Origin of the sequence: Psychrosphaera sp. F3M07, from assembly GCF_018860345.1 — a bacterium.
Taxonomy (GTDB): domain Bacteria; phylum Pseudomonadota; class Gammaproteobacteria; order Enterobacterales; family Alteromonadaceae; genus Psychrosphaera; species Psychrosphaera aquimarina.
On record NZ_JAHKPJ010000004.1, the window covers coordinates 86,853 to 112,349 of the forward strand.

Annotated in this window: 24 protein-coding genes and 1 tRNA gene; 17 read left to right on the forward strand and 8 right to left on the reverse strand. The window is 37.5% G+C overall.

Annotated elements, in window-relative coordinates:
* Nucleotides 1-22: 22 nt before the first annotated feature.
* A complete protein-coding gene (ispB, locus tag KO505_RS01895; RefSeq protein ID WP_216053751.1) occupies nt 23-994 on the reverse strand; it encodes an octaprenyl diphosphate synthase in 972 nt (323 codons plus the stop codon).
* Between the two features lie 302 nt (nt 995-1,296).
* On the opposite strand from ispB, the gene rplU reads away from it, so the two are divergent.
* From rplU to KO505_RS01920, 5 genes are all read left to right on the forward strand, one after another.
* Nucleotides 1,297-1,608, forward strand: coding sequence for a 50S ribosomal protein L21 (gene rplU, locus KO505_RS01900; RefSeq protein ID WP_216053752.1), 312 nt, complete (start codon nt 1,297-1,299; stop codon nt 1,606-1,608).
* A 19-nt stretch (nt 1,609-1,627) separates the two neighbouring features.
* Nucleotides 1,628-1,885 carry a 50S ribosomal protein L27 gene (gene rpmA, locus KO505_RS01905; protein ID WP_216053753.1) on the forward strand — a complete coding sequence of 86 codons (258 nt, stop codon included), beginning with the start codon at nt 1,628-1,630 and terminating at the stop codon, nt 1,883-1,885.
* Nucleotides 1,886-2,095: 210 nt separating this feature from the next.
* The gene (gene cgtA, locus KO505_RS01910; protein ID WP_216053754.1) at nt 2,096-3,238 is read left to right on the forward strand and encodes an Obg family GTPase CgtA; all 1,143 of its coding nucleotides are present in this window, start codon (nt 2,096-2,098) and stop codon (nt 3,236-3,238) included.
* 18 nt (nt 3,239-3,256) lie between these two features.
* Nucleotides 3,257-3,748, forward strand: coding sequence for a type 3 dihydrofolate reductase (gene folA / locus KO505_RS01915; RefSeq protein WP_216053755.1), 492 nt, complete (start codon nt 3,257-3,259; stop codon nt 3,746-3,748).
* 83 nt (nt 3,749-3,831) lie between these two features.
* The gene (locus KO505_RS01920; RefSeq protein ID WP_252731588.1) at nt 3,832-4,203 is read left to right on the forward strand and encodes a DUF3718 domain-containing protein; all 372 of its coding nucleotides are present in this window, start codon (nt 3,832-3,834) and stop codon (nt 4,201-4,203) included.
* Between the two features lie 80 nt (nt 4,204-4,283).
* Here the strand turns inward: KO505_RS01920 and KO505_RS01925 are convergent, their stop codons facing one another.
* Complete coding sequence (locus tag KO505_RS01925) at nt 4,284-6,770, reverse strand: EAL domain-containing protein (protein ID WP_216053756.1); 2,487 nt, start codon at nt 6,768-6,770, stop codon at nt 4,284-4,286.
* Between the two features lie 175 nt (nt 6,771-6,945).
* On the opposite strand from KO505_RS01925, the gene queA reads away from it, so the two are divergent.
* The 6 genes from queA to KO505_RS01955 all read left to right on the forward strand — a co-directional run bounded on the left by queA (nt 6,946) and on the right by KO505_RS01955 (nt 13,201).
* Nucleotides 6,946-8,004 carry a tRNA preQ1(34) S-adenosylmethionine ribosyltransferase-isomerase QueA gene (gene queA, locus KO505_RS01930; RefSeq protein WP_216053757.1) on the forward strand — a complete coding sequence of 353 codons (1,059 nt, stop codon included), beginning with the start codon at nt 6,946-6,948 and terminating at the stop codon, nt 8,002-8,004.
* Between the two features lie 160 nt (nt 8,005-8,164).
* Entirely contained in the window at nt 8,165-9,298 is a 1,134-nt protein-coding gene (gene tgt, locus KO505_RS01935; protein WP_216053758.1) for a tRNA guanosine(34) transglycosylase Tgt, read from the forward strand.
* Between the two features lie 103 nt (nt 9,299-9,401).
* Entirely contained in the window at nt 9,402-9,737 is a 336-nt protein-coding gene (yajC, locus tag KO505_RS01940; RefSeq protein ID WP_216053759.1) for a preprotein translocase subunit YajC, read from the forward strand.
* 66 nt (nt 9,738-9,803) lie between these two features.
* The gene (gene secD, locus KO505_RS01945; protein ID WP_216053760.1) at nt 9,804-11,663 is read left to right on the forward strand and encodes a protein translocase subunit SecD; all 1,860 of its coding nucleotides are present in this window, start codon (nt 9,804-9,806) and stop codon (nt 11,661-11,663) included.
* 18 nt (nt 11,664-11,681) lie between these two features.
* Nucleotides 11,682-12,641, forward strand: a complete 960-nt coding sequence (gene secF / locus KO505_RS01950; protein ID WP_216053761.1) for a protein translocase subunit SecF — start codon at nt 11,682-11,684, stop codon at nt 12,639-12,641.
* Nucleotides 12,642-12,715: 74 nt separating this feature from the next.
* On the forward strand, nt 12,716-13,201 hold the full coding sequence (locus tag KO505_RS01955) for a YajQ family cyclic di-GMP-binding protein (RefSeq protein ID WP_216053762.1): 486 nt from the start codon (nt 12,716-12,718) through the stop codon (nt 13,199-13,201).
* An 89-nt stretch (nt 13,202-13,290) separates the two neighbouring features.
* Here the strand turns inward: KO505_RS01955 and KO505_RS01960 are convergent, their stop codons facing one another.
* Together KO505_RS01960 and KO505_RS01965 are read right to left on the reverse strand one after the other, a co-directional pair.
* The gene (locus tag KO505_RS01960) at nt 13,291-13,866 is read right to left on the reverse strand and encodes an LPP20 family lipoprotein (RefSeq protein WP_216053763.1); all 576 of its coding nucleotides are present in this window, start codon (nt 13,864-13,866) and stop codon (nt 13,291-13,293) included.
* Nucleotides 13,863-14,969: a hypothetical protein gene (locus tag KO505_RS01965; protein WP_216053764.1), complete on the reverse strand. Its 1,107-nt coding sequence runs from the start codon at nt 14,967-14,969 to the stop codon at nt 13,863-13,865. The genes KO505_RS01960 and KO505_RS01965 overlap by 4 nt, the downstream gene beginning before the upstream one ends.
* Before the next feature lie 189 nt (nt 14,970-15,158).
* Between KO505_RS01965 and KO505_RS01970 the strand changes: the two genes are divergently transcribed.
* Both KO505_RS01970 and KO505_RS01975 read left to right on the forward strand, forming a co-directional pair.
* Nucleotides 15,159-15,968 (forward strand): mechanosensitive ion channel family protein, encoded by an 810-nt coding sequence (locus KO505_RS01970; protein ID WP_216053765.1) that lies wholly within the window; start codon nt 15,159-15,161, stop codon nt 15,966-15,968.
* Nucleotides 15,969-16,126: 158 nt separating this feature from the next.
* On the forward strand, nt 16,127-16,600 hold the full coding sequence (locus tag KO505_RS01975; RefSeq protein ID WP_216053766.1) for a DUF4440 domain-containing protein: 474 nt from the start codon (nt 16,127-16,129) through the stop codon (nt 16,598-16,600).
* An 18-nt stretch (nt 16,601-16,618) separates the two neighbouring features.
* Here KO505_RS01975 and KO505_RS01980 read toward each other — a convergent pair whose 3' ends face one another.
* Complete coding sequence (locus tag KO505_RS01980; RefSeq protein WP_371819936.1) at nt 16,619-17,305, reverse strand: glutathione S-transferase; 687 nt, start codon at nt 17,303-17,305, stop codon at nt 16,619-16,621.
* Between the two features lie 143 nt (nt 17,306-17,448).
* On the opposite strand from KO505_RS01980, the gene KO505_RS01985 reads away from it, so the two are divergent.
* A complete protein-coding gene (locus tag KO505_RS01985; protein WP_216053767.1) occupies nt 17,449-19,794 on the forward strand; it encodes a peptidase U32 family protein in 2,346 nt (781 codons plus the stop codon).
* A gap of 101 nt (nt 19,795-19,895) precedes the next feature.
* On the opposite strand, the gene KO505_RS01990 is transcribed toward KO505_RS01985, so the two are convergent.
* Nucleotides 19,896-20,246: a RidA family protein gene (locus KO505_RS01990; RefSeq protein WP_216053768.1), complete on the reverse strand. Its 351-nt coding sequence runs from the start codon at nt 20,244-20,246 to the stop codon at nt 19,896-19,898.
* A gap of 68 nt (nt 20,247-20,314) precedes the next feature.
* Complete coding sequence (gene nhaA, locus KO505_RS01995; RefSeq protein ID WP_216053769.1) at nt 20,315-21,682, reverse strand: Na+/H+ antiporter NhaA; 1,368 nt, start codon at nt 21,680-21,682, stop codon at nt 20,315-20,317.
* A 303-nt stretch (nt 21,683-21,985) separates the two neighbouring features.
* Between nhaA and KO505_RS02000 the strand changes: the two genes are divergently transcribed.
* Complete coding sequence (locus KO505_RS02000; RefSeq protein WP_252731589.1) at nt 21,986-22,645, forward strand: PRC-barrel domain containing protein; 660 nt, start codon at nt 21,986-21,988, stop codon at nt 22,643-22,645.
* A gap of 166 nt (nt 22,646-22,811) precedes the next feature.
* A complete protein-coding gene (locus KO505_RS02005; RefSeq protein WP_216053770.1) occupies nt 22,812-24,194 on the forward strand; it encodes a lyase family protein in 1,383 nt (460 codons plus the stop codon).
* A gap of 354 nt (nt 24,195-24,548) precedes the next feature.
* Here the strand turns inward: KO505_RS02005 and KO505_RS02010 are convergent.
* A tRNA-Leu gene (locus KO505_RS02010) sits at nt 24,549-24,633 on the reverse strand.
* Nucleotides 24,634-24,878: 245 nt separating this feature from the next.
* Here KO505_RS02010 and KO505_RS02015 point away from each other — a divergent pair.
* Nucleotides 24,879-25,442: an RDD family protein gene (locus KO505_RS02015; RefSeq protein WP_216053771.1), complete on the forward strand. Its 564-nt coding sequence runs from the start codon at nt 24,879-24,881 to the stop codon at nt 25,440-25,442.
* Nucleotides 25,443-25,497 lie beyond the last annotated feature (55 nt).

Consider the following 25,497-nt stretch of genomic DNA (forward strand, 5'->3'; position numbering starts at 1 on the left):
TACAGCTTACAGCTTACAGCTTTTAAGCCGTTCGATTAACTGAAATATTAGCCAGTGCGATTAGTGCTTGTTTATAATCAGAATCAGGAATAATGTCTAACATCTGAATTGCTTTATCAGCTTCTTCGTTTGCTTTTTGTTTTGTGTACTCCAAAGCACCGGTTTGCTCCATAGTGGCTAAAATAGCAGTTAAATGCTCCATGCCATTACCATGTTCAATCGCATCACTGATCTGCTGCTGTTGGATACCTGAGCTATTCCACATGGCGTATAACAGCGGTAATGTCGGTTTCCCTTCAGCTAAATCGTCCCCTACGTTTTTGCCCATATCTTGTGCTTCTGACGCATAATCCATAACATCATCAATTAATTGGAACGCGGTGCCTAAGTGCATGCCATATAAACGCATAGCGTCTTCGACTTCAGGTGTACTGTTAGCAATGATGGCCGCTAGTTGTGTTGTTGCTTCAAACAAACGGGCTGTTTTGCCGTAGATGACATCAAAATAACTTTGTTCCGTTGTGCTTGGATCATTGCAATTCATTAACTGTAATACTTCGCCTTCAGATATAACATTGGTGGCATCGGCTAAAATGCTCATGATGCGCATTGAATCTAATGTCACCATCATTTGGAAGGAGCGAGTATATAAAAAGTCACCGACTAAAACGCTGGCTTGATTACCAAATACCGCGTTTGCGGTTTGTTTGCCGCGTCTTAGGGTTGATTCATCAACAACGTCGTCGTGTAATAAGGTAGCCGTATGAATAAATTCAATGATTGCGGCTAATGTATGTTGCTTTTCACCTTGGTAACCTAAGGCACTGGCAGCCAGAACTGTCAACATAGGGCGAATACGTTTCCCACCGCTATTTACGATATACATACCGAGTTGGTTTATTAACGCGACATCAGAGTTTAACTGTTTGCTAATACACTGATTAACCAACTGCATATCTTGCTCTGCTAATTCAGAAATTTGTTTGATGTTCATTTACAGTTCGACTAATTGATACTTGGACTCTAAAATTGTGCGTTATCTTACCTGAGTATCCAAACATTCTAAATAACTTAACCCAAATTCTTGATATTTAGTGGAAATAGTTATCAATGAAATTGTATTTATACTCAAATATTTAGCAACTTGGCGTGAAAATTAGAAGATTATGTAAAATAATCAAGATTAATTTAAAATTAAGTCAATTTATGCTTGCGTCTATATTTCAACTCCATTAGAATTCGCGCCCTGTTTTACAGAATTAATTTGTGCGAAGAACGCACAGGAGACGGAGTAATATGTACGCGGTATTCCAAAGTGGTGGTAAACAACACCGTGTTGCTGAAGGCCAAACTATTCGTCTTGAGAAACTTAATGTAGAAACTGGTTCTATCATTGAGTTTGATCAGGTGTTATTAGTAGCTAATGGCGACGACGTTAAAGTTGGCGCTCCATTAGTAGCTGGCGGAAAAGTTTCAGCTGAAGTTGTATCTCACGGTCGTGGTGAGAAAATTAAAATTGTTAAATTTAAGCGTCGTAAACATTCACGTAAACAAGCTGGCCATCGTCAGTGGTTTACAGAAGTGAAAGTTACTGGCATTAGCGCTTAATTAATAGAGGAACTATAAAATGGCACATAAAAAGGCTGGTGGTAGTACTCGTAACGGTCGTGATTCAGAAAGCAAACGTTTAGGTGTTAAACGTTTTGGTGGCGAATCAGTTTTATCTGGCAGCATCATCGTTCGTCAACGTGGAACAAAATTCCACGCTGGTTCTAACGTAAGCATGGGCCGCGATCACACATTGTTTGCTACTGCAGAAGGTAAAGTTAAGTTTGACGTTAAAGGTCCTCTTAACCGTAAATACGTAAGTATTGTAGCTGAATAATTTCAGTTAACCTTTTCAAAATTTGAAACCCCGCTGTTGCGGGGTTTTTTGTTTTTACACTTAATATTGAATGCGAATGGCCCATTTACTTGGCAGATGTTTGGGTTCAGTCATATAGTTGTAATTATTCAAGTTGTTATTCTCGTTTGTGTTAACAGAGTTGCAAGTTGAATAGTTACAATTCTTCTTAAGATAAGAGTTATTCGTGATATGAAATTTGTAGATGAAGTAGAAATTAAAGTAGAAGCTGGCGATGGTGGCAACGGTGCCATTTCATTTCGTCGCGAGAAATATGTTCCAATGGGCGGTCCTGACGGTGGTGATGGTGGCGACGGCGGCGACGTATTCCTTGAGGCTGATGAAGGTTTAAATACTTTAGTTGATTACCGTTTTGAACGTTTTCATAAAGCGCAACGTGGCCAAAATGGAATGGGGCGTAAATGTACAGGTCAACGTGGTGTAGATTGTGTTTTACCTGTACCTATCGGTACTCGTGCCCGTGACTTAGATACAAATGAAGTTATTGGCGACTTGACTAAACATGGTCAACGTTTGTTAGTGGCTAAAGGTGGTTTCCACGGTTTAGGTAATACTCGTTTTAAAAGTAGTGTAAACCGCGCTCCACGCCAAAAAACGAATGGTTCTGAAGGTGAAGTTCGTGATCTTCAATTAGAGTTATTATTATTAGCCGATATAGGCATGTTAGGTTTACCAAATGCTGGTAAATCAACATTTATTCGTAATGTATCAGCAGCTAAACCAAAAGTGGCGGATTATCCGTTTACCACTTTAGTACCTAACTTAGGTGTTGTGAGAGCGGGGAACTCGTTTGTCATTGCTGATATTCCAGGGTTAATAGAAGGTGCGTCAGAAGGTGCTGGTCTTGGAATTCGATTCCTACGTCACTTAGAACGTTGTCGTGTACTATTACACTTGGTTGATATTCTGCCAGTTGACGGTTCAAACCCGGTTGATAATGCGAGAATCATTGTTAATGAGTTAAGACAGTACAGTGAAAAGTTAGTTGAGAAACCGCGTTGGTTAGTCTTTAATAAAATTGACTTGTTACCTGAAGATGAAGCAAATGAACTTTGTCAGAACATAGCGAAAGAATTGGAATGGGAAGGACCTATTTACCAAATATCTGCGGTAAATGGCATCAACACCAAAGAATTGTGTAACGACATCTCTGATGCGCTTGAGTTAATGCCGAGAGAGTTAGTTACAGATGAAGAAGATAAATTAATGTTTCAATGGGATACTCCTCAGCCTGAAGGTTTTGATGATGACCTTGACGACGAAGATTGGGATGATGAAGACGATCACCCTAATGTCATTTACACCAAAGAATAGCTTTAAAAGAATAAGAATATGACAAAGATATCTTTAATTGCCGCGATGGCAAAAGATAGAGTTATTGGCAAAGACAACGACATGCCATGGCACTTACCAGCCGATTTAAAACACTTTAAAAAGGTGACATTAGGTAAGCCTGTGATCATGGGACGAAGAACGTTCGAATCAATTGGACGTCCTTTACCCGGTCGTAAAAACATTGTTATTACACGTAATCAACAATGGACACACGAGGGAGTGGAGGTTGTATCTTCAACAGAGTTAGCGATGTCTTTAGTCGCAGGCGTTGATGAAGTTATGATCATTGGTGGTGGTAAAATATATGAACAATTTTTACCCCAGGCTGATATTTTGTATTTAACATTTATTGACTTGGACGTTGATGGCGATACTCGTTTTCCGGATTGGACAACAATCGGTGCTTGGCAACAAGTTGAATCAGAAAGCCATAAGCCGGATGAAAAGAATTCTCTTGCTTATGAATTTGTTCGGTTTGACAAAAAATAGTTAAACGAAGTTTAGCTTTAAAGTTTAATAACAAAATGTTTTATGGTATTTTCAGTTCGAAAGAAACTAATGGGGTGTATTTAATGAAGTTTTTTGCAAGTATCTTAACAACTATATTGGTGATGATGGTATTAACCTTTTCACCAGTGGTTAAATCTGCGGATGTTGGAGCTTTGTTAGCCGGTATTTGTGACAATGTTGCAACGGATAATAAAGGTCGTTTCCGTAAAAAATTAAAAGAAGCCGGTGTTAAACTGCGTAATATATATGATGGTATTTCTTGTGGTGGTGAGCCTCTTGTTCGTTATGCGATAAAGAGCGGCGCGACAAGTACTGGTGAGTTTATTGTTAAACGTCTACCAGCATCACACTTTGCAAGTTCTGGTGATGCAGAATGGGCAGCCAGTAACGGTTTTGGTGATTCACCAATCGTTAAAGCAATAGCTGAGCGTTAATACCAGTTCGACATAAAATAAAAAAACCGCTTAAAGGCGGTTTTTTTATGTTTGATGCAAAGTGAAATTGAACTAAAAATTTATGGCGTAAATGAAAAGTCTTTTATTTGATCTATTGGTAACGGTTTACTTATATAAAAACCTTGTGCAAAGTCAGCTCCTGATTTACGTAGCTCATCAAAAGTGAGTTTATCTTCAACAAACTCAGCTACACAAACTTTTCCAAGGGTATTAGCAACACTTATTATTGCTAAAACAAGTGACCTATCCACTGAATTTGTCGCCATATCTTTAACAAAACTACCGTCAATTTTAACTGAGTTCGCGGGTAACTCTTTTAAGTAAGCAAAGGTACTAAATCCAGTGCCAAAGTCATCAATGGAAAACTGGCAGCCGAGCAGTTTTAGTTTTTCTATCATTCGCCGTGTTCCACTTACATTAGTTAAACTGGCGGATTCCGTTAATTCGAAAATGATCTTGGCACCGTCAACATTATGGAGGTTTAATTTTTCTTGAATTAACGGTAAAAGCCTTTCATCTGAAAAGGCTTGTGCAGATAGATTTATTGCCACTTTATGCAATTCTGGGTGTTGGCTGACTAATTTTATAGCTTGGTGAACCACTTGGTGATCCAACATGTTTATATCTTCTGCTCTTTCTAATGCAGGTATAAACTCGTTGGGATAGATTATTTGCCCATTTAGATTTAAACGAACTAGGGCTTCATAATAAGCCACCTCATCATTTTTAAGATCCCAAATAGGTTGGAAGTGGAGAATAATGCCATCGTTCACTACGGCTTCTTGTAAACGATGTGCCCATTGCATATTGTCATGCTGTTGTTTGGTATCGGTATCGGTTTCAGAATAACAGTGAGTTCTATTCCGGCCTTTATTTTTGGCAACATATAAAGCAATGTCAGCTCTTCGTAAATACTCTGGGGCCGTCGCATTACCATCGATTTCAGACGCGCCAATACTTGCACTTATTTTGTAACTGTTATTGCCGAATTGGAAATGGGCATTGGCAATTTGATTACAAATGCTTTGCCCAATGTTCATCGCTTGGTCTAAATGTGTCTCTGCTAATAAGATGACAAACTCATCGCCACCTACACGACATAAAATATCAGATTGGCGAACCCGTTTTGACAATAATTGCGCCACTTCCTTTAATACAAGATCGCCCATTTGATGACCTTCGGTATCGTTGATGATCTTAAAGTGATCTAAATCGATATAAAGAAGGCTATGTGCGGTTCTGCCACGTGAGGCAAGTAAGGTAAGCCTATTTAATTCGGTGTCAAAAAAGTACCTGTTGTGCAGTCCCGTTAAGGTATCGTGTAAGGCAAGATGTTGTAATTTATCCTCTGCAATCTTTCTGTCATCGATATTATCTATGGTGGCAGCAAGGCCTCTTACTTTCTTATTTTTAATCAATTGATGAAACTTAATCTCAACCCAAACACTTTTCCCTTGTGCGTTAAGCACTCGAACTTCTTCTGTTGACGAAGACGTGGTTTGCATTAATAAGTTATTTAATTGTGCAGAAAACTTTGCGGTACCAAATTCATCATTGTCGATGAATTCCATAATGTTACGACCAAGAGACTGTGCAATAGTAAAACCGGTTAAGGTTTTCCATGCGTTATTTAAAAATCGTATGTGCCCTGTTTCATCTAATTCCATGACGACGGAACTCAATTGCCCTAGTAATTGAGTATGTTCATTGGATAAGGCTTTAAATTTACGTTCACTTTTCTCTAATTGATCGACTTTGCCAGTAAATTGTTTATTACTGATCATAAAATCGTTACGGCGGGCAGCGCGTTCACAAATGTTAAGCACTCGTGATGCATTAAAAGGATTGTATATAAAGTCACTCGCACCATTTAATACAAAGTGTTCAGCGCAGTCAAAGTCATTTCTTGGGACAAGCACAACAATAGGTAAACTAGGTACTTCATAACGAATGGTTTGCATCAATGGCATTGCCGCTTCGTTTTCAAGCTCACTGTCGATGATGACAAAATCAAAGTCTTTTTGACGGATCAGTGACAATCCACTTTTTGCTGAATCTGTGGTGTCCACATAAAATCGTTCTTTTAATAATGCTTGGAAGTCTTGAGTTGTGTCTTCCTGTGAAATAATGGTTAACCCATTTAACCTATCTTTAAGGGGTAAAGAAGTAGAAAAGGCGTCAGCTAAAATTTCATTTACACGAGCGGAGTCAGACTTAGCTAATACAGAGTTGATTCCAAATGATTTTGCAGTTGCCTCTGCGATACGTTCACTATGGGTATCGGCTAATAAAACGATGGGCGTCTTTTTATCACATTTGTAAATGTCTGAGCGGATTAAACTGGATAAACACCAAGCATCTACATCACCGATATTTATATCAGAAATGATAAATTGATAAGGATTTTGCCTAAGTTTGTCGATTGCGTCATTACTATCAAAAGCTACGTCAACATCAAAAAGTTGAAGTTTGTTAATGTAATTTTTCAACTTTGTCCTAGTTTCTGCATCGGCAGAAATTAACAACAAGGGTAGTTGACTATTCATATAGAGTAATATCGCTCATTTTATGTAATCGGACTAAAACGTGTCCTACTTTATAAATAATATGAGTAATAAACAAGACTCTAAATCTTAAACGCTGATACAATATCTATTTGTTTGATTTTATCTAACGATCATACTTGATGAGTATGGCAATATTTCTTAATAGAGGTTTGTAGTGCAAGTAGCTGATTTTCATTTTGACTTACCAGAAACATTAATTGCCAAAGCGCCAAAGAAGCAGCGCAGTAGTAGTAAATTGATGGCGTTAGATGGGCAAACTGGCGATATTAAACATTGTCAATTTGAACAAATTTTAGATTTGGTGAATGAAGGGGATTTATTAATATTTAATAATACTCGAGTTATACCAGCAAGATTGTTTGGCCAAAAAGAAAGTGGTGGAAAGGTAGAGATTTTAGTTGAGCGCTTAGTGGATGAACATACGGTACTTGCGCATGTTCGAGCAAGCAAGTCACCAAAACCAGGTAATATTTTAACATTAGAAAATGCCGTTAAAGTGGAAATGATAAAGCGTCACAATGATTTGTTTGAATTGAAGTTTTTATCAAATGAATCAGCATTGTCGGCGTTAGAAAACTACGGTCATATGCCGTTGCCGCCTTATATTGACCGACCTGATACGGAAGATGATAGAGAGCGTTATCAAACGGTTTACAATGAAAAACCGGGGGCAGTAGCAGCACCAACTGCTGGATTACACTTTACTGAAGAATTAATACAAAAGTTAAAAGACAAAGGCGTAAGTACAGAGTTTGTGACTTTACATGTTGGCGCTGGAACGTTTCAGTCAATTCGAGTCGATGATGTACAAGAACATGTGATGCATTCTGAATATGCAGAAGTGCCGGAAAACGTTGTTGAAGCTATACAGTCAACCAAAGCCAATGGTAAGCGTGTCATTGCCGTTGGTACAACCTCAGTGCGCTCAATAGAATCTGCTGCTTGGAAGTGCGCAATGCCGAGCAAACAATTTGATCAATTAGTTCCTTTTACAGGCGAAACCGACATTTTCATTTATCCAGGATATGAATTTAAGGTGGTGGATGCCATGGTGACTAATTTTCACTTGCCAGAATCGACCTTGATTATGTTAGTGTCTGCCTTTGCAGGTAAAGAGAATATATTAAAAGGTTACAATTTAGCGATTGCTAACGAGTATCGTTTTTTTAGTTACGGCGATGCCATGTTTTTAACGAATCAAGCTACGGATTAAGCTTGTTTATAGATCATAGCTAATTTCAACTAGAGGGTTACTCTTTAAACCCTCTGGTATATAATACCCGCCATTTTATTACCCATTGCTGAATGCTTAGTTATTTAAATAAAATTTGAACCTAAAGCATATTAATCAGCCCTTAGTTTTGAGACTTAGAATGAAGTTTGAATTATTAAATACAGACGGTAAAGCTCGCCGAGGCAGAATTACCTTTGACCGAGGTGTTATTGAAACACCTGCATTTATGCCTGTTGGTACCTACGGCACTGTAAAAGGGATGACACCAGAAGAAGTTAAAGAAACGGGTGCTCATATTTGTTTGGGTAATACCTTTCATTTAATGTTGCGTCCAGGCACAGAAATCATTCGTAAACATGGTGATTTACATGACTTCATGGGTTGGGATAAGCCAATCCTTACTGACTCTGGTGGTTTCCAAGTATTTAGTTTAGGTGATTTAAGAAAGATCACAGAAGCCGGTGTTGAATTCCGTTCACCAATTAATGGTGAAAAGATCATGTTAACACCAGAACGTTCAATTGCGGTTCAACGTGATTTAGGTTCAGATATTGTCATGATATTTGATGAATGTACCCCTTACCCAGCGACATTCGAAGAAGCGAAAACGTCGATGGAATTATCCCTAAGATGGGCGGAACGTTCTAAAAATGAACACGGTGATAGCAAATCAGCGTTATTCGGTATTGTGCAAGGTGGTATGTATCCAGAGTTACGCGAATCTTCGTTGGAAGGTCTAGAAGGTATCGGGTTTGACGGTTATGCAATAGGCGGATTATCTGTTGGTGAACCAAAAGAGGATATGATTAATATTCTTGATACCACAGCATATAAATTACCAGAAAATAAACCTCGTTATTTGATGGGGGTTGGTAAACCAGAAGATATCGTTGAATCAGTGCGTCGTGGTATTGATATGTTCGATTGTGTAATGCCAACTCGAAATGCGCGTAATGGACATTTATTCGTAACCAATGGGGTTATAAAAATTCGTAACGCTCGCCATAAGGATGATCCTTCAACATTGGATGATGAATGTGATTGTTACACATGTAAAAACTATTCACGTGCGTACTTACATCACTTAGACAAATGTAATGAGATCTTAGGTGCGAGATTAAACACGATTCATAATTTGCGTTTTTACCAACGTGTGATGGAAGGGTTAAGAGCAGCAATAGATGAAAATAAATTAGATGAATTTGTTGCTGATTTCTACGCAAGAAGAGAATTACCTGTTCCTAGCTTGTCTGATGAAGGTTTAGCAAGTTAAATACATAAAATAATAAAACTAAGGGCATGCAGTTGTATCTATACGGTTTGCCCTTATATAGAATTTCAATATAAAAATTAAAATAAAATATTAAGGAAAACTAATGAGCTTATTTATTTCAAATGCGTATGCAGAAGGCGGAGCAGCACCAGCAGCAGCAGGTCCAGACATGTTAATTATGTTGTTGATCTTCGGTCTAATCTTTTATTTCATGATTTATCGTCCGCAAGCTAAACGCGTTAAAGAGCATAAAAACTTGGTTAGCTCATTAAGCAAAGGTGACGAAGTGCTTACTGCCGGTGGCATGCTTTGTAAAATCACTAAAGTATCTGATGATAAAGACTTTGTTAAAGTTGAATTAGCGGAAAATACTGAAATTATGATCCAAAAATCATCAATCAGTTCAGTACTTCCTAAAGGCACAATTAAATCAATCTAATTGTTCCAAAATGCCAGCCTTTGGGCTGGCTTTTTTTTAGTTAAATAAATTCAAAAGGGTTAACACGTGTTAAACAAGTATCCACTTTGGAAATACATAATGGTGTTGATGATATTGGCCATAGGCGCCTTATACTCAGCACCTAACTTATATGGTGAAGATCCAGCGATTCAAGTCTCAGGACTTCGTGGTGCGGAAGTTAACGCATTAGTATTAGATAGCGTTGTAGAAAAATTAGATAACGCAAATATCAGTTACAAAAAATCAGAGTTAACAACAGACCGTATATTAATTCGCCTAAAAAATTCAGATGACCAATTAAAAGCTAAAGAAGCGATTGGCGACAGTTTAGGCGACAGTTATGTTGTGGCATTAAACTTAGCGCCTGCGACACCAGCTTGGTTAGAAGCGATAGGCGCCGGACCTCTTAAGTTAGGTTTAGATTTACGTGGTGGTGTACATTTCTTGATGGAAGTGGACATGGGTGAAGCGATGAATAAGTCGTATACCCAAATGGTTGAAGATTTCAAAGCTGACTTACGTGAAGAAAAAATTCGCTATCGTACTATTAAACGTGACGTAGCAAACGAAGCAGTTCGTATCGAGCTTCGTAAAGAAGAGGATTTAGATCCGGCTCGTCGATTACTAGAAAAACGCTATCAAGGTTACAGTATTGTTGAAGACAGTAATTCTAATGGTTACGAATTACTGGTAAGAATGACACCAGAAAAGATAAAAGAAACGCGTAACTATGCTGTAGATCAAAATATTACCATCATTCGTAACCGTGTTAATGAATTGGGGGTTGCAGAGCCTTTAGTACAACGTCAAGGTCAAGACCGAATTGTTGTACAGCTTCCTGGTGTACAAGATACTGCAAGAGCAAAAGAAATTTTGGGTGCTACCGCGACACTAGAATTTAAACTGGTTGATACTAACGGAGACTTAGGTGCTGCATTAAATGGACGCGTTCCACCTCGTGCAAAATTATATGAAAAGTCAAAAGTTGGGCCGGTTTTATTAGAGAAGAAAGTGGCGTTAACTGGGGATCATATTGTTGATGCAAGTAGTTCATTTGATGAGTACGGCATGCCACAAGTAAACATTTCTTTAGATTCAAAAGGCGGCACAAAAATGTCAGCGTTTACTAAAGACAATGTTGGTAACCAAATGGCCGTTGTCTTTATTGAATACAAAAAAACAGACAAACAAGACGCGAATGGCAAATTCAAACTTAAGAAGATTGAAGAAGTAATCAGTGTTGCCACAATCCAATCTCGATTAGGCCGTAACTTCCGCATAACAGGTTCTGGTTCACAAGCTGAAGCTCATAACTTAGCGTTATTGTTACGTGCTGGTGCTTTGATTGCGCCAATTCAAATTGTTGAAGAACGTACAGTTGGTCCAAGCCTAGGTCAAGAAAACATTGATGCGGGTATGAATGCCGTATTATTAGGTTTTGGATTAGTGCTTATCTTTATGCTTATCTATTATAAAAAGTTTGGTTTAGTAGCCAATGTTGCACTGGCTGCAAACTTAATAATGATCATTGGTGTTATGTCTATGATCCCAGGCGCGACATTAACCTTGCCAGGGATAGCTGGTATCGTATTAACGGTAGGTATGGCCGTTGATGCCAATGTACTTATATTTGAACGTATTAGAGAAGAGTTGAGAGATAACCGTAGTCCACAACAAGCAATACATCATGGTTATGATAGTGCATTCTCAACGATTGCCGATGCAAACATAACTACCTTTATTGCGGCTGTGATCTTATTTGCAATTGGTACAGGTCCAATTAAAGGATTTGCCATCACGCTTGCGATTGGTATTGCGACGTCAATGTTTACTGCAATTGTAGGTACACGAGCAATTGTAAATGCCACATGGGGTGGTAAACGTATTGATAACCTTTCAATTTAAAACGACGGAATAATTACAATGCAATTATTAAATCTAAAAGACACAATTAACTTTATGTCGATACGCCGTTTTAGTATGGCCTTATCAATAATACTAATTCTTGGAGCTTTTGCGTCATTTATGACAAAAGGGCTAAATTGGGGATTAGATTTTACTGGCGGTAGCTTGATTGAAGTTTCTTTTGATCAAAGCGCTGACTTACAAAAAATTCGTTCAGTAATGGACGAAGAAGGTTTTAGAGACGCAACCGTGCAAAATTTTGGTTCTAGTAAAGACGTATTAATTCGTTTAGCGCCAATAGAAAATGCAGATAAAACAACAGCAGACTCTAAAATGGTTGGTAACCGTATAATGCAATCATTAACGGCCATGGATGATACCGCTACAATGCGTAGAATTGAATTTGTAGGCCCAAGTGTTGGTGGTGAGCTAAGAGAGCAAGGCGGCTTAGCAATGTTAACAGCACTTATCTGCATATTAATTTATGTTGCTATGCGATTTGAATGGCGTTTTGCTTTAGGCTCTGTATCAGCGCTTGCTCACGACGTTATCATCACTGTTGGTTTGTTTAGTGTCTTAGGTATTGAGTTTGATTTAACTGTTTTAGCAGCTGTATTAGCGGTTATTGGTTATTCACTGAACGATACTATTGTTGTATCTGACCGTATCCGTGAAAACTTTATAAAATTACGACAGGGTGATGCAGAGGAAATTATTAATATTTCTTTAACACAAACCCTTAGCCGTACCATGATCACATCTATTACAACTGCTTTAGTTTTATTTGCTTTGTTATTGATGGGTGGAGAGTTAATTAAAGGTTTTGCTATAGCATTACTGTTCGGTGTTGTTATTGGTACTTATTCATCTGTGTATGTTGCCAGTTCAATAGCACTTGGTTTAGGTATTAGTAAAGAAGATCTAATGCCGACTGTCGTTGAAAAAGAAGGCGCCGATCAAGACGCCATGATGCCTTAACGGTAAATAGTAAATTTGTTAGAAATAAAGCCTTTCTGATTCGTTTGAAAGGCTTTTTGTTAGGAGAAATACCCATGCCATCTTTTGATATAGTTTCTGAAATAGACATGAATGAAGTTCGTCATGCAGCAGAAAACAGCAAACGTGAACTGGCCACTCGATTTGACTTTCGTGGTGTTGATGCCTCGGTTGAATTTAAAGACGAAAAAGTGAAATTGACGGCTGAAGGGGAATATCAAATAAAGCAATTGTCAGATATTTTACGTTCACAATGTACTAAACGTAACTTAGATGCGAAGGCGATGAATGCGTCAGGTAAGATAGATATTACTGGCAAAACGCACACGTTATGGGTGGACTTTAAACAAGGCCTTGAACAAGATTTATCTAAGAAAATTGTAAAGATGATCAAAGAAGATAAGTTTAAAGTTCAGGCGTCTATACAAGGTGATAAAGTTCGTATTACAGGTAAAAAGCGTGATGACTTGCAGCAAGTAATGCAAATGTTACGACAAGCTGATTTAGCCCAACCATTGCAGTTTAATAACTTTAGAGATTAGTTCTATAAAGAGCGTTATTGATGCAATAAAAAACCCAAACATTAGTTTGGGTTTTTTTGTACGATTTACTATTTATTAATAGCTATTCGTTACTTATTTTTCATAAGTTCAGCGTCTAATTCTTCTTGAGCTTTGTACGCTTTAAATTCTTGATATAACACTTTTTCTTGATCGATCGTCACTGGACGTTCGCTTTGTTTTAAGATGTTATCAAACAATTCTTTAGTTGAAGAAGAACCTAATGCCGTTAATACGCATAGTTGGTTTTTACCATCAAAGTTTGCATAAGACGTTTTAATTACTCGAGAACCTGTTAATGATTGCTCAGTTAACTGTTTTGAAACTGAAGTGAATGTTGAACCAACTTGCGCTTGTCCTGCTACATCAACACGCTCTTGATACGTTTTATCAAGTGCCTTAACTTTTGTTCCAATTTGCTGTGCTAAATCAACACGAGATAACGCGGTTGCTTGAGCCTTGTCAGTTGTCATGCTTCCTGAAGAAGATACACATGCCGCTGCAGCGATACCGTCTTCAACAACCGGGTTTAACACCCACTCAGGAATATTGGCATTTAGCTCATCCGGTGTCTCTGGTGTGCTTCCACAAGCAGTAATTGCCACTGAAATCGCAATAGCAGTTGATAATTTTGTAAGCTTATTCATGATTTGTCCTTATTTTCCAATAACCAAATAAATATCTCAGGTTGTAATTTGTCGTTAATTTTCATCTTCATATCAGCAATATAGGCAGACACTATAGATTCTGTGTATTGATGAGACTTGCTCATCAATGAATAATAACCATCTGTGTTAGACGTTAATTTTAGATCATTTTCCACGTTTATATTTTTTGTTTTTGCCATTTCAAACAAGCCGCGTCTGACCGCTACGTTTAGCAGGTCACTGAGGCGCCCAGTTGACGTTTGACCTTTGGCATAACCAACAACTCCCAATATATTATCTAGCAAGGGTTGATCCATCCAGTTGTGAAATGCACTTATATTTGGGGTATTAAGGGTAACTTGTGAATATAAAGTTCCCTTGTCAGTACACATTTCGCCAATGGTTATGGTATTTGTTTGTTGGCTTAAATCTGTAATTGAGTATCTTTGTTGAATATTTGAAATGATAAGGTGACTGGTATCTGAATGTAACAAATCAATAACACCTACCACCTTTGCTCGATTAATGGTGTTCGCTATGCTTTGTGAATTGTCGATAATCTTTTTTATTTGATTATTTGCAAATATAGTTGGTGCGGCGACACTGATAAAAGAAACCTGTTCTGAGTGATCTTCACAAATCCAAGATGGCGAACATTGTTGAATGTTGCAGCTTGTTATAGCGCAGGCTTGAGAGGTGTTGCTAGCATTAGGGTTAGTAGAAACTAAACTATAAACTTTATTCTTTTGTTGATAGTCCGCCAAGAAATATAAGTTTTCTCCACCAAGATCGTATTTTTCAATTGTTGTTAGGTTAATATCAAATTTAATTTCTGTTTGGCCTTCAGATAATAACCAGTTATTAATCGCATTCGCTTTTGCAAAGTGAAGCGGGGGTAGGTTTGAAGCACTTATTGTACTTGCAACACCATAAATTTGTTTGTGCTCGATATTAAGATTAGATAACCAACATGGTGGATTAGCATGTGCAGAAAATGGTGGGATAATGATGAAACTAAAGACTAAAAATACAGGCGGATTTATATTACAGCCTTTTAAAAGTGCCAATTTTGCAAAAATATGACGAATTAAATGTAAGTCCATTAATTTAATTTATCCAAACCGATAAAGCATAATTGCTCTTGGTTGATACTATAAGTAAATCTTTATTTTCTGCAAGCTCTGACAGAAAATAAAAACAAACATTCAGTATATAGTTATGAACAAATCACAGTATATTGTTATGCTTTGAGGCAAGTCGTTATTTTAAATTTCTAAACAATAGGAAATATTATGGAACCAGAAGTGTTATTAAATAAGTTAACTGAGTTAGTTTTAGCTAACGGACCGGACGTGCTTGCAGCCTTAGCCGTTCTTTTTGTAGGTAGCTGGATTATCAAAGGTATTATGAAAAGTGTGCAAATGGCACTGGATAAAGGCAGTATCGATCCATCGCTTAAACCGTTTTTGCTTAGCATGTTAGGTATGTTGCTTAAAGTCATGTTGGTGATTAGTGCGCTGGGCATGCTGGGTATTGAAATGACATCTTTCATTGCCATATTAGGTGCCGCTGGTCTTGCTGTCGGTATGGCATTGTCTGGAACATTACAAAACTTTGCCGGCGGAGTGATGATATTACTTTTCAAACCATTTAAGGTTGGTAATGTTATTGAAGCACAAGGATATGTTGGAACGGTTTCACAAATTCAAATATTTAATACCATTTTAAAAACGCCAGATAATAAAACGATTATTATTCCAAATGGTGGATTATCGACTTCATCAATGATCAACTATTCAACGGAAGAAAAAAGACGTGTTGATTGGACAATCGGTGTTGCGTACGGTGACGATTTAGATAAGGCTCGTGAAGTTATTAAGCAATTAGCGGATGCTGACGATAGAATACTAAAAGATCCTGAAGTTTTTATAGCGGTATCTCAATTAGCTGACAGTTCAGTGAACTTTGCAGTGAGAGCTTGGGTTAAAGCACCAGATTATTGGGGCGTATACTTCGATATGAACGAAAACGTATACAAAACATTTGGTAAAGAAGGGCTTAATATCCCATTCCCTCAAATGGATGTGCATTTACACAAGTAAACAGAGAAGCATACACAGTAATTTGATAAGAGCCGACATTTTGGTATTTAGAAATGTCGGTTTTTTTGTGTCCGATATCATAAACAGCTGGGTTATCTATATACAGCTTATACAAATCAATCTAAGGTCAAAATACATAATATTAAAGAGATAAAATTATGAAATCTAAACATTCATTAACTCGAGTTATTCAGATTCTTGTTGGAATATTACTCATTAATAACCTGGTATATGCAGACAACGCTGAAACGGATAAAGCGGCAATAGAGGCTCAAGCAAAAGCCTTTTCAGCAGCATTTGTTGCCGGGGATATTGATAAAATCATGGCGATTTATAGCCCTAATGCCAAGATCATTTACGGTAATAATCCAATTGAAGACAATATTAGCCGTATTCGAGCGTACTGGACCCCAAATAAAAAGAGTGAATGGAAATTACAGTGGCATAAAACGAACTCAGAAGAGTTATTAATAAGCGGAGACTTGGCCAGTGACGTTGGATATTACTCAGGTTTGAGTAAACACCCGAGCGGCAAAGAAAGTCAATTTAGAGGTACTTATGTGATCGTTTGGAAAAAAGTAAACGGCATATGGCGAATGCATCTTGATATGTGGAGCAGTATTAAAAGCTGATTACCTTTAGTTAAGTTATTAAAAATAAATAACCTCATTAGTCGATAAATACAAAGGGTGCTGCGCCATGACTTTATTAAACATTGGACTTTGCAAATAGTTGTTTAGCCACTTTTGTAGATTAGGGTAAGGTGATTGTAAATACCATTGGCGTTCTACCTTAGCAAATTGGCGGATAAACGGCAGAATTGCTAAATCCGCTAAGCTTTCTTGGTTGGAAACTAAAAACGAGTGGGCCGTTAATCGTTGCTCTAAGTCAGCAATATAGTTTTCACAAACTTGACGGTATTCAATTAAGTTATCTTCATGATAACGTTTGGCCGCTTTGTACTGTTCTAAGGCAGTTTTAAATTCATTATCAAACTTTGCCACTAAGGCAAACATATCGCTTGAAGCGGCTGAATCTTGGCTATGTAATAAATCATTAGGATCATTTTGTGTTAATGCCCATACCATCACATCAAAACTTTCATCAATAACCTGTTCAATTTTCCCTTCTGTTGTGGATAAAACTAAAACGGGCACTGTGCCTTTAGGCGATGCGGTTAACATTTCGGCAGGTTTATCATTTAATACGATGGATCGTAGAATAACCGGATTCTTTGAGCGAAAAATGGCAAGCCTAGCACGCATGGCAAAGGGACAGTTTCTCAATGAGTAAAGTATTGGTAACTGGTTAGTTTTATTCATCTTATTTTCTGTCACGCCGCGCTCTTTGCAAATATGTATGTCATTGCGATTGATTGTACTAGGAATAAAACACTTTAACGATATTCATCTGCTCATTATACAGGTAAAATCCCCGCCCAAAGTTTTGCAGATAACAAGTTGTACTTATGAGCCTACAAATGAGCCCTAAAATTGAATTACTCGCCCCAGGTGGAGACGCCGAAGCCATTAAAGCCGCAATTATAGCTGGAGCAGATGCCGTTTATTGTGGGTTAAACACATTTAATGCACGTAATCGTGCGGGTAATATCACATTTGAACAACTTGTTGGTTTAATACGTTTGGCGCATCAGTATGAATGTCAGATATTCTTAACCCTTAATATTGTTATTTTAGAACATGAATTTAAGGCGCTAACTAAGTTATTAAACAAGTTAGTAAACACCACGTTAGACGGCGTGATCGTGCAAGATTTTGGTTTGCTTTATATTTTAAAGAAACATTATCCAACCTTGGATATTCATGCCTCTACGCAAATGACCACGCATAATGCTGGACAAATTCCATTCTTGAAAAAGTTTGGCGCATCCCGTGTTAACTTATCCAGAGAAATGAACTTACGCGAAATCACTGCACTCACTAAAGTGGGTGTTGAACACGATGTACTAATGGAAGTATTTGTTCATGGTTCACTTTGTGTGGCGTTTTCTGGTTTGTGTTACTCAACATCTGCCAGTGTGGGTAATTCAGGTAATCGAGGCCGTTGTAGTCAAGCGTGTCGTGAAGAATATGAAACTACTGAATCTGGCAATAACTTCCCGCTGAATATAAAAGATAATTCCGCCTTTTTTGACTTACCTGCGTTAATCGAAGCTGGCGTTCATTCTTTTAAAATAGAAGGGCGCATTAAAGGCGCAAGTTATGTACACACAGTCGTAGATAGTTTCCGTAAACAGATTGACGGATTCTTGAAAACCGGTGAGTTATTAGAAGATGGCGAGCGTTTGTACAAAGTATTTAACCGCGACTTTTCCAATGCCTTTTTACGTGGTGATTTAAATCAGTCAATGTTTATCGACAACCCGAGAGATAACTCTAAAGTTTATGCATTAGAGAAAAACGGTGTAGAAAAACAAGTTGCAGAAAGTTTAGTATTAAGAAAGCCAGGTATTGAGAGCAAAGATTTAATTTCGGTCGTTCAAATTCAAAAAATTGAGAAAGATCTGAACAAAGAGAAAAGCGAACTTCAAGACATCATGTTAGATAAAATTAAACATCTAAACATTGATAAAATACCATTAACGTTAAGCTTCTCCGGTAAACTTGGTGACGTATTTACCGTCACAGTCACCACTCAAGAGTATGTATCTAGTTTATTATCAACAGAAACTAAATCGTTTGTACTTCAATCTAGCAGTCCGTTAGTTAAAAGTGAGAAACTGAGCTTAGATGAAAACGCGCTTGATAAAAGATTTAGAGGGTTAAACAATGAAGAATATGACTTACAAGCTCTAAACTCAGATGAGCTAGATGCAGGATTAACTATCCCTTATAAAGAATTGACCGCGATTAGAAATGAAATTTCAATCATTCTTAATAAAAACGCACCAATTCATCCAGAAGTAACTTTACCACCGTTAACCAAACATCAGAAACCTCAAACTGATGGCCTTAAAAAAGCGGACTTAAGTATTTTAATCTGTGATGAAGCGGATGTGGCTTTGGCAGATGAAACTGATGCTGATATCTATTTCAAATTACCAGATGCTTACAAACGTGATTGCACCAAGTACATAGATTTTTTGAATCAAAACCCGCGTTTAATCCCATGGTTTCCACCAGTATTAATTGGTAAAGATTACGACGTTGCGGTAAATATTTTAAAGCAGGTTAAACCTAAGCTTATTGTGACTAACAACACAGGTATCGCTTATGAAGCCAACGCATTAGGGATTAAATGGATAGCAGGCCCGTTTTTAAATACCACTAACTCGTATGCGTTATTAGGTTTACAGCAAGAATTCGATTGTGCCGGTGCGTTTATTTCTAACGAGATCAACTTTAAACAAATTAGGCATATTGCGCGTCCGGATAACTTTAAGATGATGTATAGCATTTATCATCCAATATTATTGATGACTAGCAGACAGTGTTTCTTCCAACAAAGTGTGGGTTGTGAAAAACCACGTATAGATAACGGTTGTATGTTGTCTTGTGATAAATCTACTAGCATCACAAATCTCAAAGGTGATTCGTTTGCCATCGACAAACAAAAAGCAGGTTATCCAAGTATTTATAATCAAGATCAGTTCTTAAACACTGAGATCATCAACGATTTATCTGACTTGTTTGATACCTTTATGATTGATTTAACTAATATTGGTGCAGGCGATAAAACCTCACCAGATAAAGTGACCTTGATCCAACAGTTTGAACAATTACTTAGTGGTGAGACTGCGCCAATAGAAACGATTAATTCATTAGTGCCAGACTCAACCGTAGTGCAATACCACAACGGTTTGTAGTTCTATTAACGTAAGGTTAATACTGAATGTTAATAAACAAAAACAGCGCTTAAATAGCGCTGTTTTTTATAGCTCAAATAATTTACTTCGTTTCTTCTTATTTAAATCTCAGCTGCAACAATAGAAATCTCAACTAATAAAGCTTCACGTGCCATATTGGCCGTAACACAAGCTCTTGCAGGGGCAAAGCCTTCAGGCACCCAGTTATCCCAAACCTCGTTCATTTGAGCAAAATCTTGCATATCTTTGATGTAGATAGTGGCAGATAAGATATGTTCGCGGTCACTGCCAGCTTGTATAAGTAAAGCGTCTACTTTATCTAACATAGTCTGTGTTTGTTCAGTGATGCCTTGAGAAGCATCAGCGCACACTTGGCCACATAAATAAATCACACCATTGTGTTTAACTATCCGGCTCATACGCTGTTTGGTTTCTAATCTCTCGATTGCCATTGTTGTGATCCTAAAATTATAAATATTCTTACTATTCAGATGGTAACCGACAATATCAATATTGTAGACTACAAATTTTTTGTTTTTGTTGGCAATGAAAAGATGATGATCCCTAACACTCCAGCAATAATAGAACCAAATAAAATACCTAGTTTTGCCTGTTCGATTAATACAGGTTGCCCTGCAAATGCTAATGCCGATATAAACAATGACATGGTAAATCCGACTCCAGCCAAAAAACCTATACCAACGATATGAGAGAAATGTATGTTTGGGGGCAGTCTAACCAAACCTATTTTTAAGCTAAACCAAGCAAAAAGGCTTATTCCTATGCCTTTACCTAAAACTAATCCACAAATGATAGCTATTGTGACGATACTGTCGTTAAATTCAGGAACCTCAGTGGGTAATAATACCCCTGCATTTAAAAAAGCGAACAAAGGTAGAATTATAAGACTGACTGGTTTGTCTAGCGTATTCCCCCAACGTAAAATAGGCGTTGTGGTGCTTTTAGCTATGACTTCTGCTTGAACCGCGAGTGCATGCTGTTGCTCATTAGCAAGTATTGGAGTATTGGCTTTGTCCATTTCCTGAAAATTTTCAATCACCTTTTGCATTTTATTACTAAACCATTTCTTTTTGGCATAAGGTCGAGTTGGCACCATTAAAGCGGCTAAAAGTCCTGCTGTTGTGGCGTGCACTCCGGATTGAAGGATAAACCACCAAAGCAAAACTCCGCCAATAAAATAAAATATAGGCTTTCTAATACCAAGTATATTTAGCATGAACATGGCAAATAAAGTGATGCCTGCCCAAATAAGAGATAAAACAACGATTTGTTCAGTATAAAAAAAGCCAATAACGGTGACAGCACCCATGTCATCAACTATGGCTAATCCTGTGAGTAAAACGGCTGCTGCTTTGGGCGCTTTTTTGCCGAGCAGAGTTAAAATCGCAATGGCAAATGCTGTATCTGTTGCCATTGGGATCCCCCATCCCTGATAAGCCGTAGTATCACTCAGCCAAATAATGCTTATATATATCAAAGCAGGAAGTACCATCCCGCCTATTGCCATCACTATTACTAATCCAGCGTCTTTTAAATTACTTATTGCACCAACTAAACATTCGTACTTTATTTCTAATCCCAGAATAAAAAAGAACAACACCATTAAACCATCATTGACCCAATAATGTATGGAATGACTTATTTCTGAATCACCCAGAGACATAGTGAACTGGATTGAACTTATCGCCTCATAACTGTGTTGCCATCCCAAATTAACCATCAAAATGGCTACAACTGCTGAGATAAGCAATACGATTCCGGCTATGGCCTGACTATCAATAAATGATTCAATAGGAGAAGACAGTTTAAGAAATTCTTTTTCTAAAGGTGCATGTTTACGACTTGTTTTTGTGATCTTGTAACTCATAACTGCGCCTCAGTAACATTAATATGCTATTTGTCTTAAATATAATAATCGATCTTAAAACATACTTAGTGTACTAAGTATATTTCTGGTTGTATGATACCATTGTTATAACATAAGTATTTATAAAGCTGTTTTTATTGGTTTTTATTAGTTTTTAGGGTTTTTATTTGGTTCGTACTCTAATTATTTGTTTTGGTGGTAAGCAAACTAGAGCTATCAAAGTGGAATGAACATTGTTGTTCAATGTAATTATCTTAAATCAGAAATGAGCTTGTAAAATTAACACATATGATTGGAGAAATAATGCTAGTTAAATTAAATGATCTAAACGGCACGACTATTAATGCATTAGATGGTGATATCGGCAAGGTTAAAGATGTCTATTTTGATGATAGGTATTGGGCGATAAGATTTCTGGTTGTTGATATACAACCCTGGATACCATTTAGCCAAAAAACCTTGATAAGTCCTATAGCATTAGGTGAATTTACAACAGAAGAACAATTACTTAACGTATCCATTTCGAAAGATATGGTTAAAAACAGCCCTGGGATTGATGAGCATGAAACGGTTTCTCGTGAGTTTGAGAAAAAATATTTTGATTATTACGGTTATGGTTATTATTGGATGGGTTTAGACACATGGGGTGAGTATGCTAACCCGACCGGACTCGTTGAAGCTAAGACCTTACCTTTGGATAAAAATAGTGACTATAAAGCCGTGAACCATCTTCGCTCCGCCAATGAGATCACTCATTATGGTATAGATGCACTTGATGGCAAAAAAGGTTATGTAAAAGATTTTATATGGGATACCTATGATTGGTCTTTACGTTACCTTGTTATTGATACACGAGATTGGCTGCCAGGTGGGAAAAAAGTACTGATATCACCACAACAACTTGAGAGCATGAATTGGGAGGAGAGAACTGTGAAGTGTAATATTAGTTTAGAACAGATTTAAGCATGTCCTGAGTATCACGATGATAAGTTGAACGACCTTGAATACCTTGCACAAGTGCAGGATCAACTGTGAGAAAGTAAGATTTAAATTTTATATCTTGGTGGGCAAACTAAAGTTTTAATAACACCCCGTATAATAATTCAATTGAATAAAAAGGATTGTAACGATGCAAGAATCTAAAGAGGCTGTAATGTCCGATCGAACATCTGAAATATTATACGGTGCCGAAACGACCAAAGCCTTGGGTAACTTCAAGATCAGCAATATAAAAATGCCTCGTGCATTTCTTTGGGCATTAGGCACATTAAAAAGTGCATGTGCTCAAGCTAATAATGAATTGGGGTTGTTGAAGACTGATAAATCAACAGCTATTCAACATGCAGCAAATGAAATAGCGGATGGAGTGCATGATAAACAATTTCCAATTGATATATTTCAGACAGGTTCTGGCACTAGCACTAATATGAACGCTAACGAAGTTATAGCGTCATTAATAAAGTTAAAAAGTTACAATTATATTAATGTTCACCCAAATGATGATGTGAATATGGGGCAAAGCTCAAATGACGTAATTCCATCTTGTATTCACTTAAGTGCAGCAAAACTTATCTCAGAAGAATTGCTCCCTGCATTATCACACTTAAGTAATACTTTAGATGAAAAAGCTTCTGAACATCACAATACAATTAAAACGGGTAGAACTCACTTAATGGATGCAATGCCACTTAGCTTTGCTCAAGAGATTAGTGCTTGGAGTAGTCAAATAAGATTTGCTCATGACCAGTTACAGAATAGTTTGCAACATCTTTGTAAACTGGCAATTGGAGGCACTGCGATAGGCACAGGGGTAAATACGGATGCAGAATTCGGTACAATTGTCACTCGTATATTAACTGAGAAAACTAAATTAAAGTTTACTCCCGCAGATAATTTATTTCATGCAATCAGTGCTCAAGATGTTGCCGTATCCGTCAGTGGCATTCTTAAAACTACAGCTGTGAGTTTAAGCAAAATTAGTAATGATATTCGTTGGTTAAGTAGTGGGCCATTAAATGGGTTAAATGAAATTCATTTACCAGAATTACAAAAAGGCAGCAGTATTATGCCCGGTAAGGTTAATCCAGTGATCCCTGAAGCGGTATTAATGGGCTGTACACAAGTGATTGGCAACGACACCACCATCACGTTAGCTGGGCAGTCAGGTAATTTCCAGCTAAATACCATGTTGCCATTAATTGGACATACTTTAGTGCAAAGTATCCAACTTCTGAGCTCGTGCAGTATAACGATGGCCGACAAAGCTATTAAAGGTATGCAAATTAACCATCAACATATTGAAGGTAACTTAGCAAAAAATCCGATACTGGCAACCGCACTTATAAATTTAATTGGCTATGAAAAAAGCGCAGAAATTGCAAAACAAGCCCACGCAGAGCAAAGAACGGTATTTGAAGTTGCAAAAGAACTTACTGATATAAGTGAAGAGGTATTAACCGTCCTGTTAGATCCTAACGTTATGATCAAGTCAGTTAAGACCAAAGAGTTGTAAGCTATAAGCGGTAAGTAAAAGCTAGAAGCTAGAAGTAAAAGCGAATCCTACGTGTATAGCAATTTCACTTCTTAGGTTTTCATAAAGTGCAGACATAAAAAACTGATGTTCTCATTACAAGAATTATCGGTTGTTTTAGTTATGCTCTATAAGAACAAGGCGAAATGCTACCAGCGGTCGTTATATGGGAACTCGGGAACCGACACGTCTTTCGAAAGGGCGGCTCTTATGGAAAGCGAATCCCCTTTGTATACCAATTTCACCACATCTTGAAATCCACCATAAATTTCAGGCATAAAAAAACCGATGTTCTCATTACAAGAATAATCGGTTGTTTTAGTTATAAGTTAGAAATGGTACCAGCGGTCGGACTCGAACCGACACTTCTTTCGAAAGGGGATTTTGAATCCCCCGTGTATACCAATTTCACCACGCTGGCATTTCTAATTTATAACTCACGCTATAAGGTAATTGATGAAACGATTAGGTTCGTTGCAAGTTCATTACATTTAGCGAGAGGAATTATAACCACGGTTTGTATGCATGCAAGTGATTTATCAATATATACGCCTTGAGTGTTTATATATTGTGCAAATTACTAAATCAAGACGCTCTATGTTGTTTGGATTTAATGCTTTTGTTGGTAGACTAACGCCCAGTTATTATCACTTACATTGAATATTTATGTCTGAAGTTTTCCCTCGCGCAGGTTTTTTTAAACGTTTGTCTGTCATAGTTTATGACTTATTGGCTGTAATTGCCTTATGTATGCTGTTGAGTATTATTAATTTAGGTGCGTTGTATGCGCTGCAAGCATTTGGCTTATTTGAACTTACAGGTTATCAAGATCATTCTGCCTATTTGAATCAACAATGGTGGTTTAAAGTAGAAACGGTTGCCGTTATTTGGGGATTTTATGCATGGTTTTGGCATGACGGCGGTCAGACTTTAGGCATGAGGGCATGGCGGGTTAAAATTCAAAGCACCAACGATGAGCCGGTTACCTTTATTAGGGCAGCCAAAAGAGCCTTGTTCGCGTTATTTGGCTTAGGTAATATCTTAGTGTTGTTAATGCCTAAAACTAAGTTGTCGTTACAAGACAGACTTACTAATACAGAAATGGTGGTTTTAACCAAAGAAGCCAATAAACAGGTGTATCTACGTGGGATAGAAGAGCCTTTACCAAAAAAGGCGCATATAGATGAAGCTGTACCAACAGAAAATGCAGTAAAAAAGAACTATAAATAAAAGTTTATACTTTAAACGCACTATACTTTTTTGCTTACAGCTTACAGCTTACAGC

What these genes read in the sequence shown, in the direction of transcription:
- ispB (WP_216053751.1), bottom strand. Translation starts at nt 994, where the DNA reads ATGAACATCAAACAAATTTCTGAATTAGCAGAGCAAGATATGCAGTTG.
- rplU (WP_216053752.1), top strand. Translation starts at nt 1,297, where the DNA reads ATGTACGCGGTATTCCAAAGTGGTGGTAAACAACACCGTGTTGCTGAA.
- rpmA (WP_216053753.1), top strand. Translation starts at nt 1,628, where the DNA reads ATGGCACATAAAAAGGCTGGTGGTAGTACTCGTAACGGTCGTGATTCA.
- cgtA (WP_216053754.1), top strand. Translation starts at nt 2,096, where the DNA reads ATGAAATTTGTAGATGAAGTAGAAATTAAAGTAGAAGCTGGCGATGGT.
- folA (WP_216053755.1), top strand. Translation starts at nt 3,257, where the DNA reads ATGACAAAGATATCTTTAATTGCCGCGATGGCAAAAGATAGAGTTATT.
- KO505_RS01920 (WP_252731588.1), top strand. Translation starts at nt 3,832, where the DNA reads ATGAAGTTTTTTGCAAGTATCTTAACAACTATATTGGTGATGATGGTA.
- KO505_RS01925 (WP_216053756.1), bottom strand. Translation starts at nt 6,770, where the DNA reads ATGAATAGTCAACTACCCTTGTTGTTAATTTCTGCCGATGCAGAAACT.
- tgt (WP_216053758.1), top strand. Translation starts at nt 8,165, where the DNA reads ATGAAGTTTGAATTATTAAATACAGACGGTAAAGCTCGCCGAGGCAGA.
- yajC (WP_216053759.1), top strand. Translation starts at nt 9,402, where the DNA reads ATGAGCTTATTTATTTCAAATGCGTATGCAGAAGGCGGAGCAGCACCA.
- secF (WP_216053761.1), top strand. Translation starts at nt 11,682, where the DNA reads ATGCAATTATTAAATCTAAAAGACACAATTAACTTTATGTCGATACGC.
- KO505_RS01955 (WP_216053762.1), top strand. Translation starts at nt 12,716, where the DNA reads ATGCCATCTTTTGATATAGTTTCTGAAATAGACATGAATGAAGTTCGT.
- KO505_RS01960 (WP_216053763.1), bottom strand. Translation starts at nt 13,866, where the DNA reads ATGAATAAGCTTACAAAATTATCAACTGCTATTGCGATTTCAGTGGCA.
- KO505_RS01965 (WP_216053764.1), bottom strand. Translation starts at nt 14,969, where the DNA reads ATGGACTTACATTTAATTCGTCATATTTTTGCAAAATTGGCACTTTTA.
- KO505_RS01970 (WP_216053765.1), top strand. Translation starts at nt 15,159, where the DNA reads ATGGAACCAGAAGTGTTATTAAATAAGTTAACTGAGTTAGTTTTAGCT.
- KO505_RS01975 (WP_216053766.1), top strand. Translation starts at nt 16,127, where the DNA reads ATGAAATCTAAACATTCATTAACTCGAGTTATTCAGATTCTTGTTGGA.
- KO505_RS01985 (WP_216053767.1), top strand. Translation starts at nt 17,449, where the DNA reads ATGAGCCCTAAAATTGAATTACTCGCCCCAGGTGGAGACGCCGAAGCC.
- KO505_RS01990 (WP_216053768.1), bottom strand. Translation starts at nt 20,246, where the DNA reads ATGGCAATCGAGAGATTAGAAACCAAACAGCGTATGAGCCGGATAGTT.
- nhaA (WP_216053769.1), bottom strand. Translation starts at nt 21,682, where the DNA reads ATGAGTTACAAGATCACAAAAACAAGTCGTAAACATGCACCTTTAGAA.
- KO505_RS02000 (WP_252731589.1), top strand. Translation starts at nt 21,986, where the DNA reads ATGCTAGTTAAATTAAATGATCTAAACGGCACGACTATTAATGCATTA.
- KO505_RS02005 (WP_216053770.1), top strand. Translation starts at nt 22,812, where the DNA reads ATGCAAGAATCTAAAGAGGCTGTAATGTCCGATCGAACATCTGAAATA.
- KO505_RS02015 (WP_216053771.1), top strand. Translation starts at nt 24,879, where the DNA reads ATGTCTGAAGTTTTCCCTCGCGCAGGTTTTTTTAAACGTTTGTCTGTC.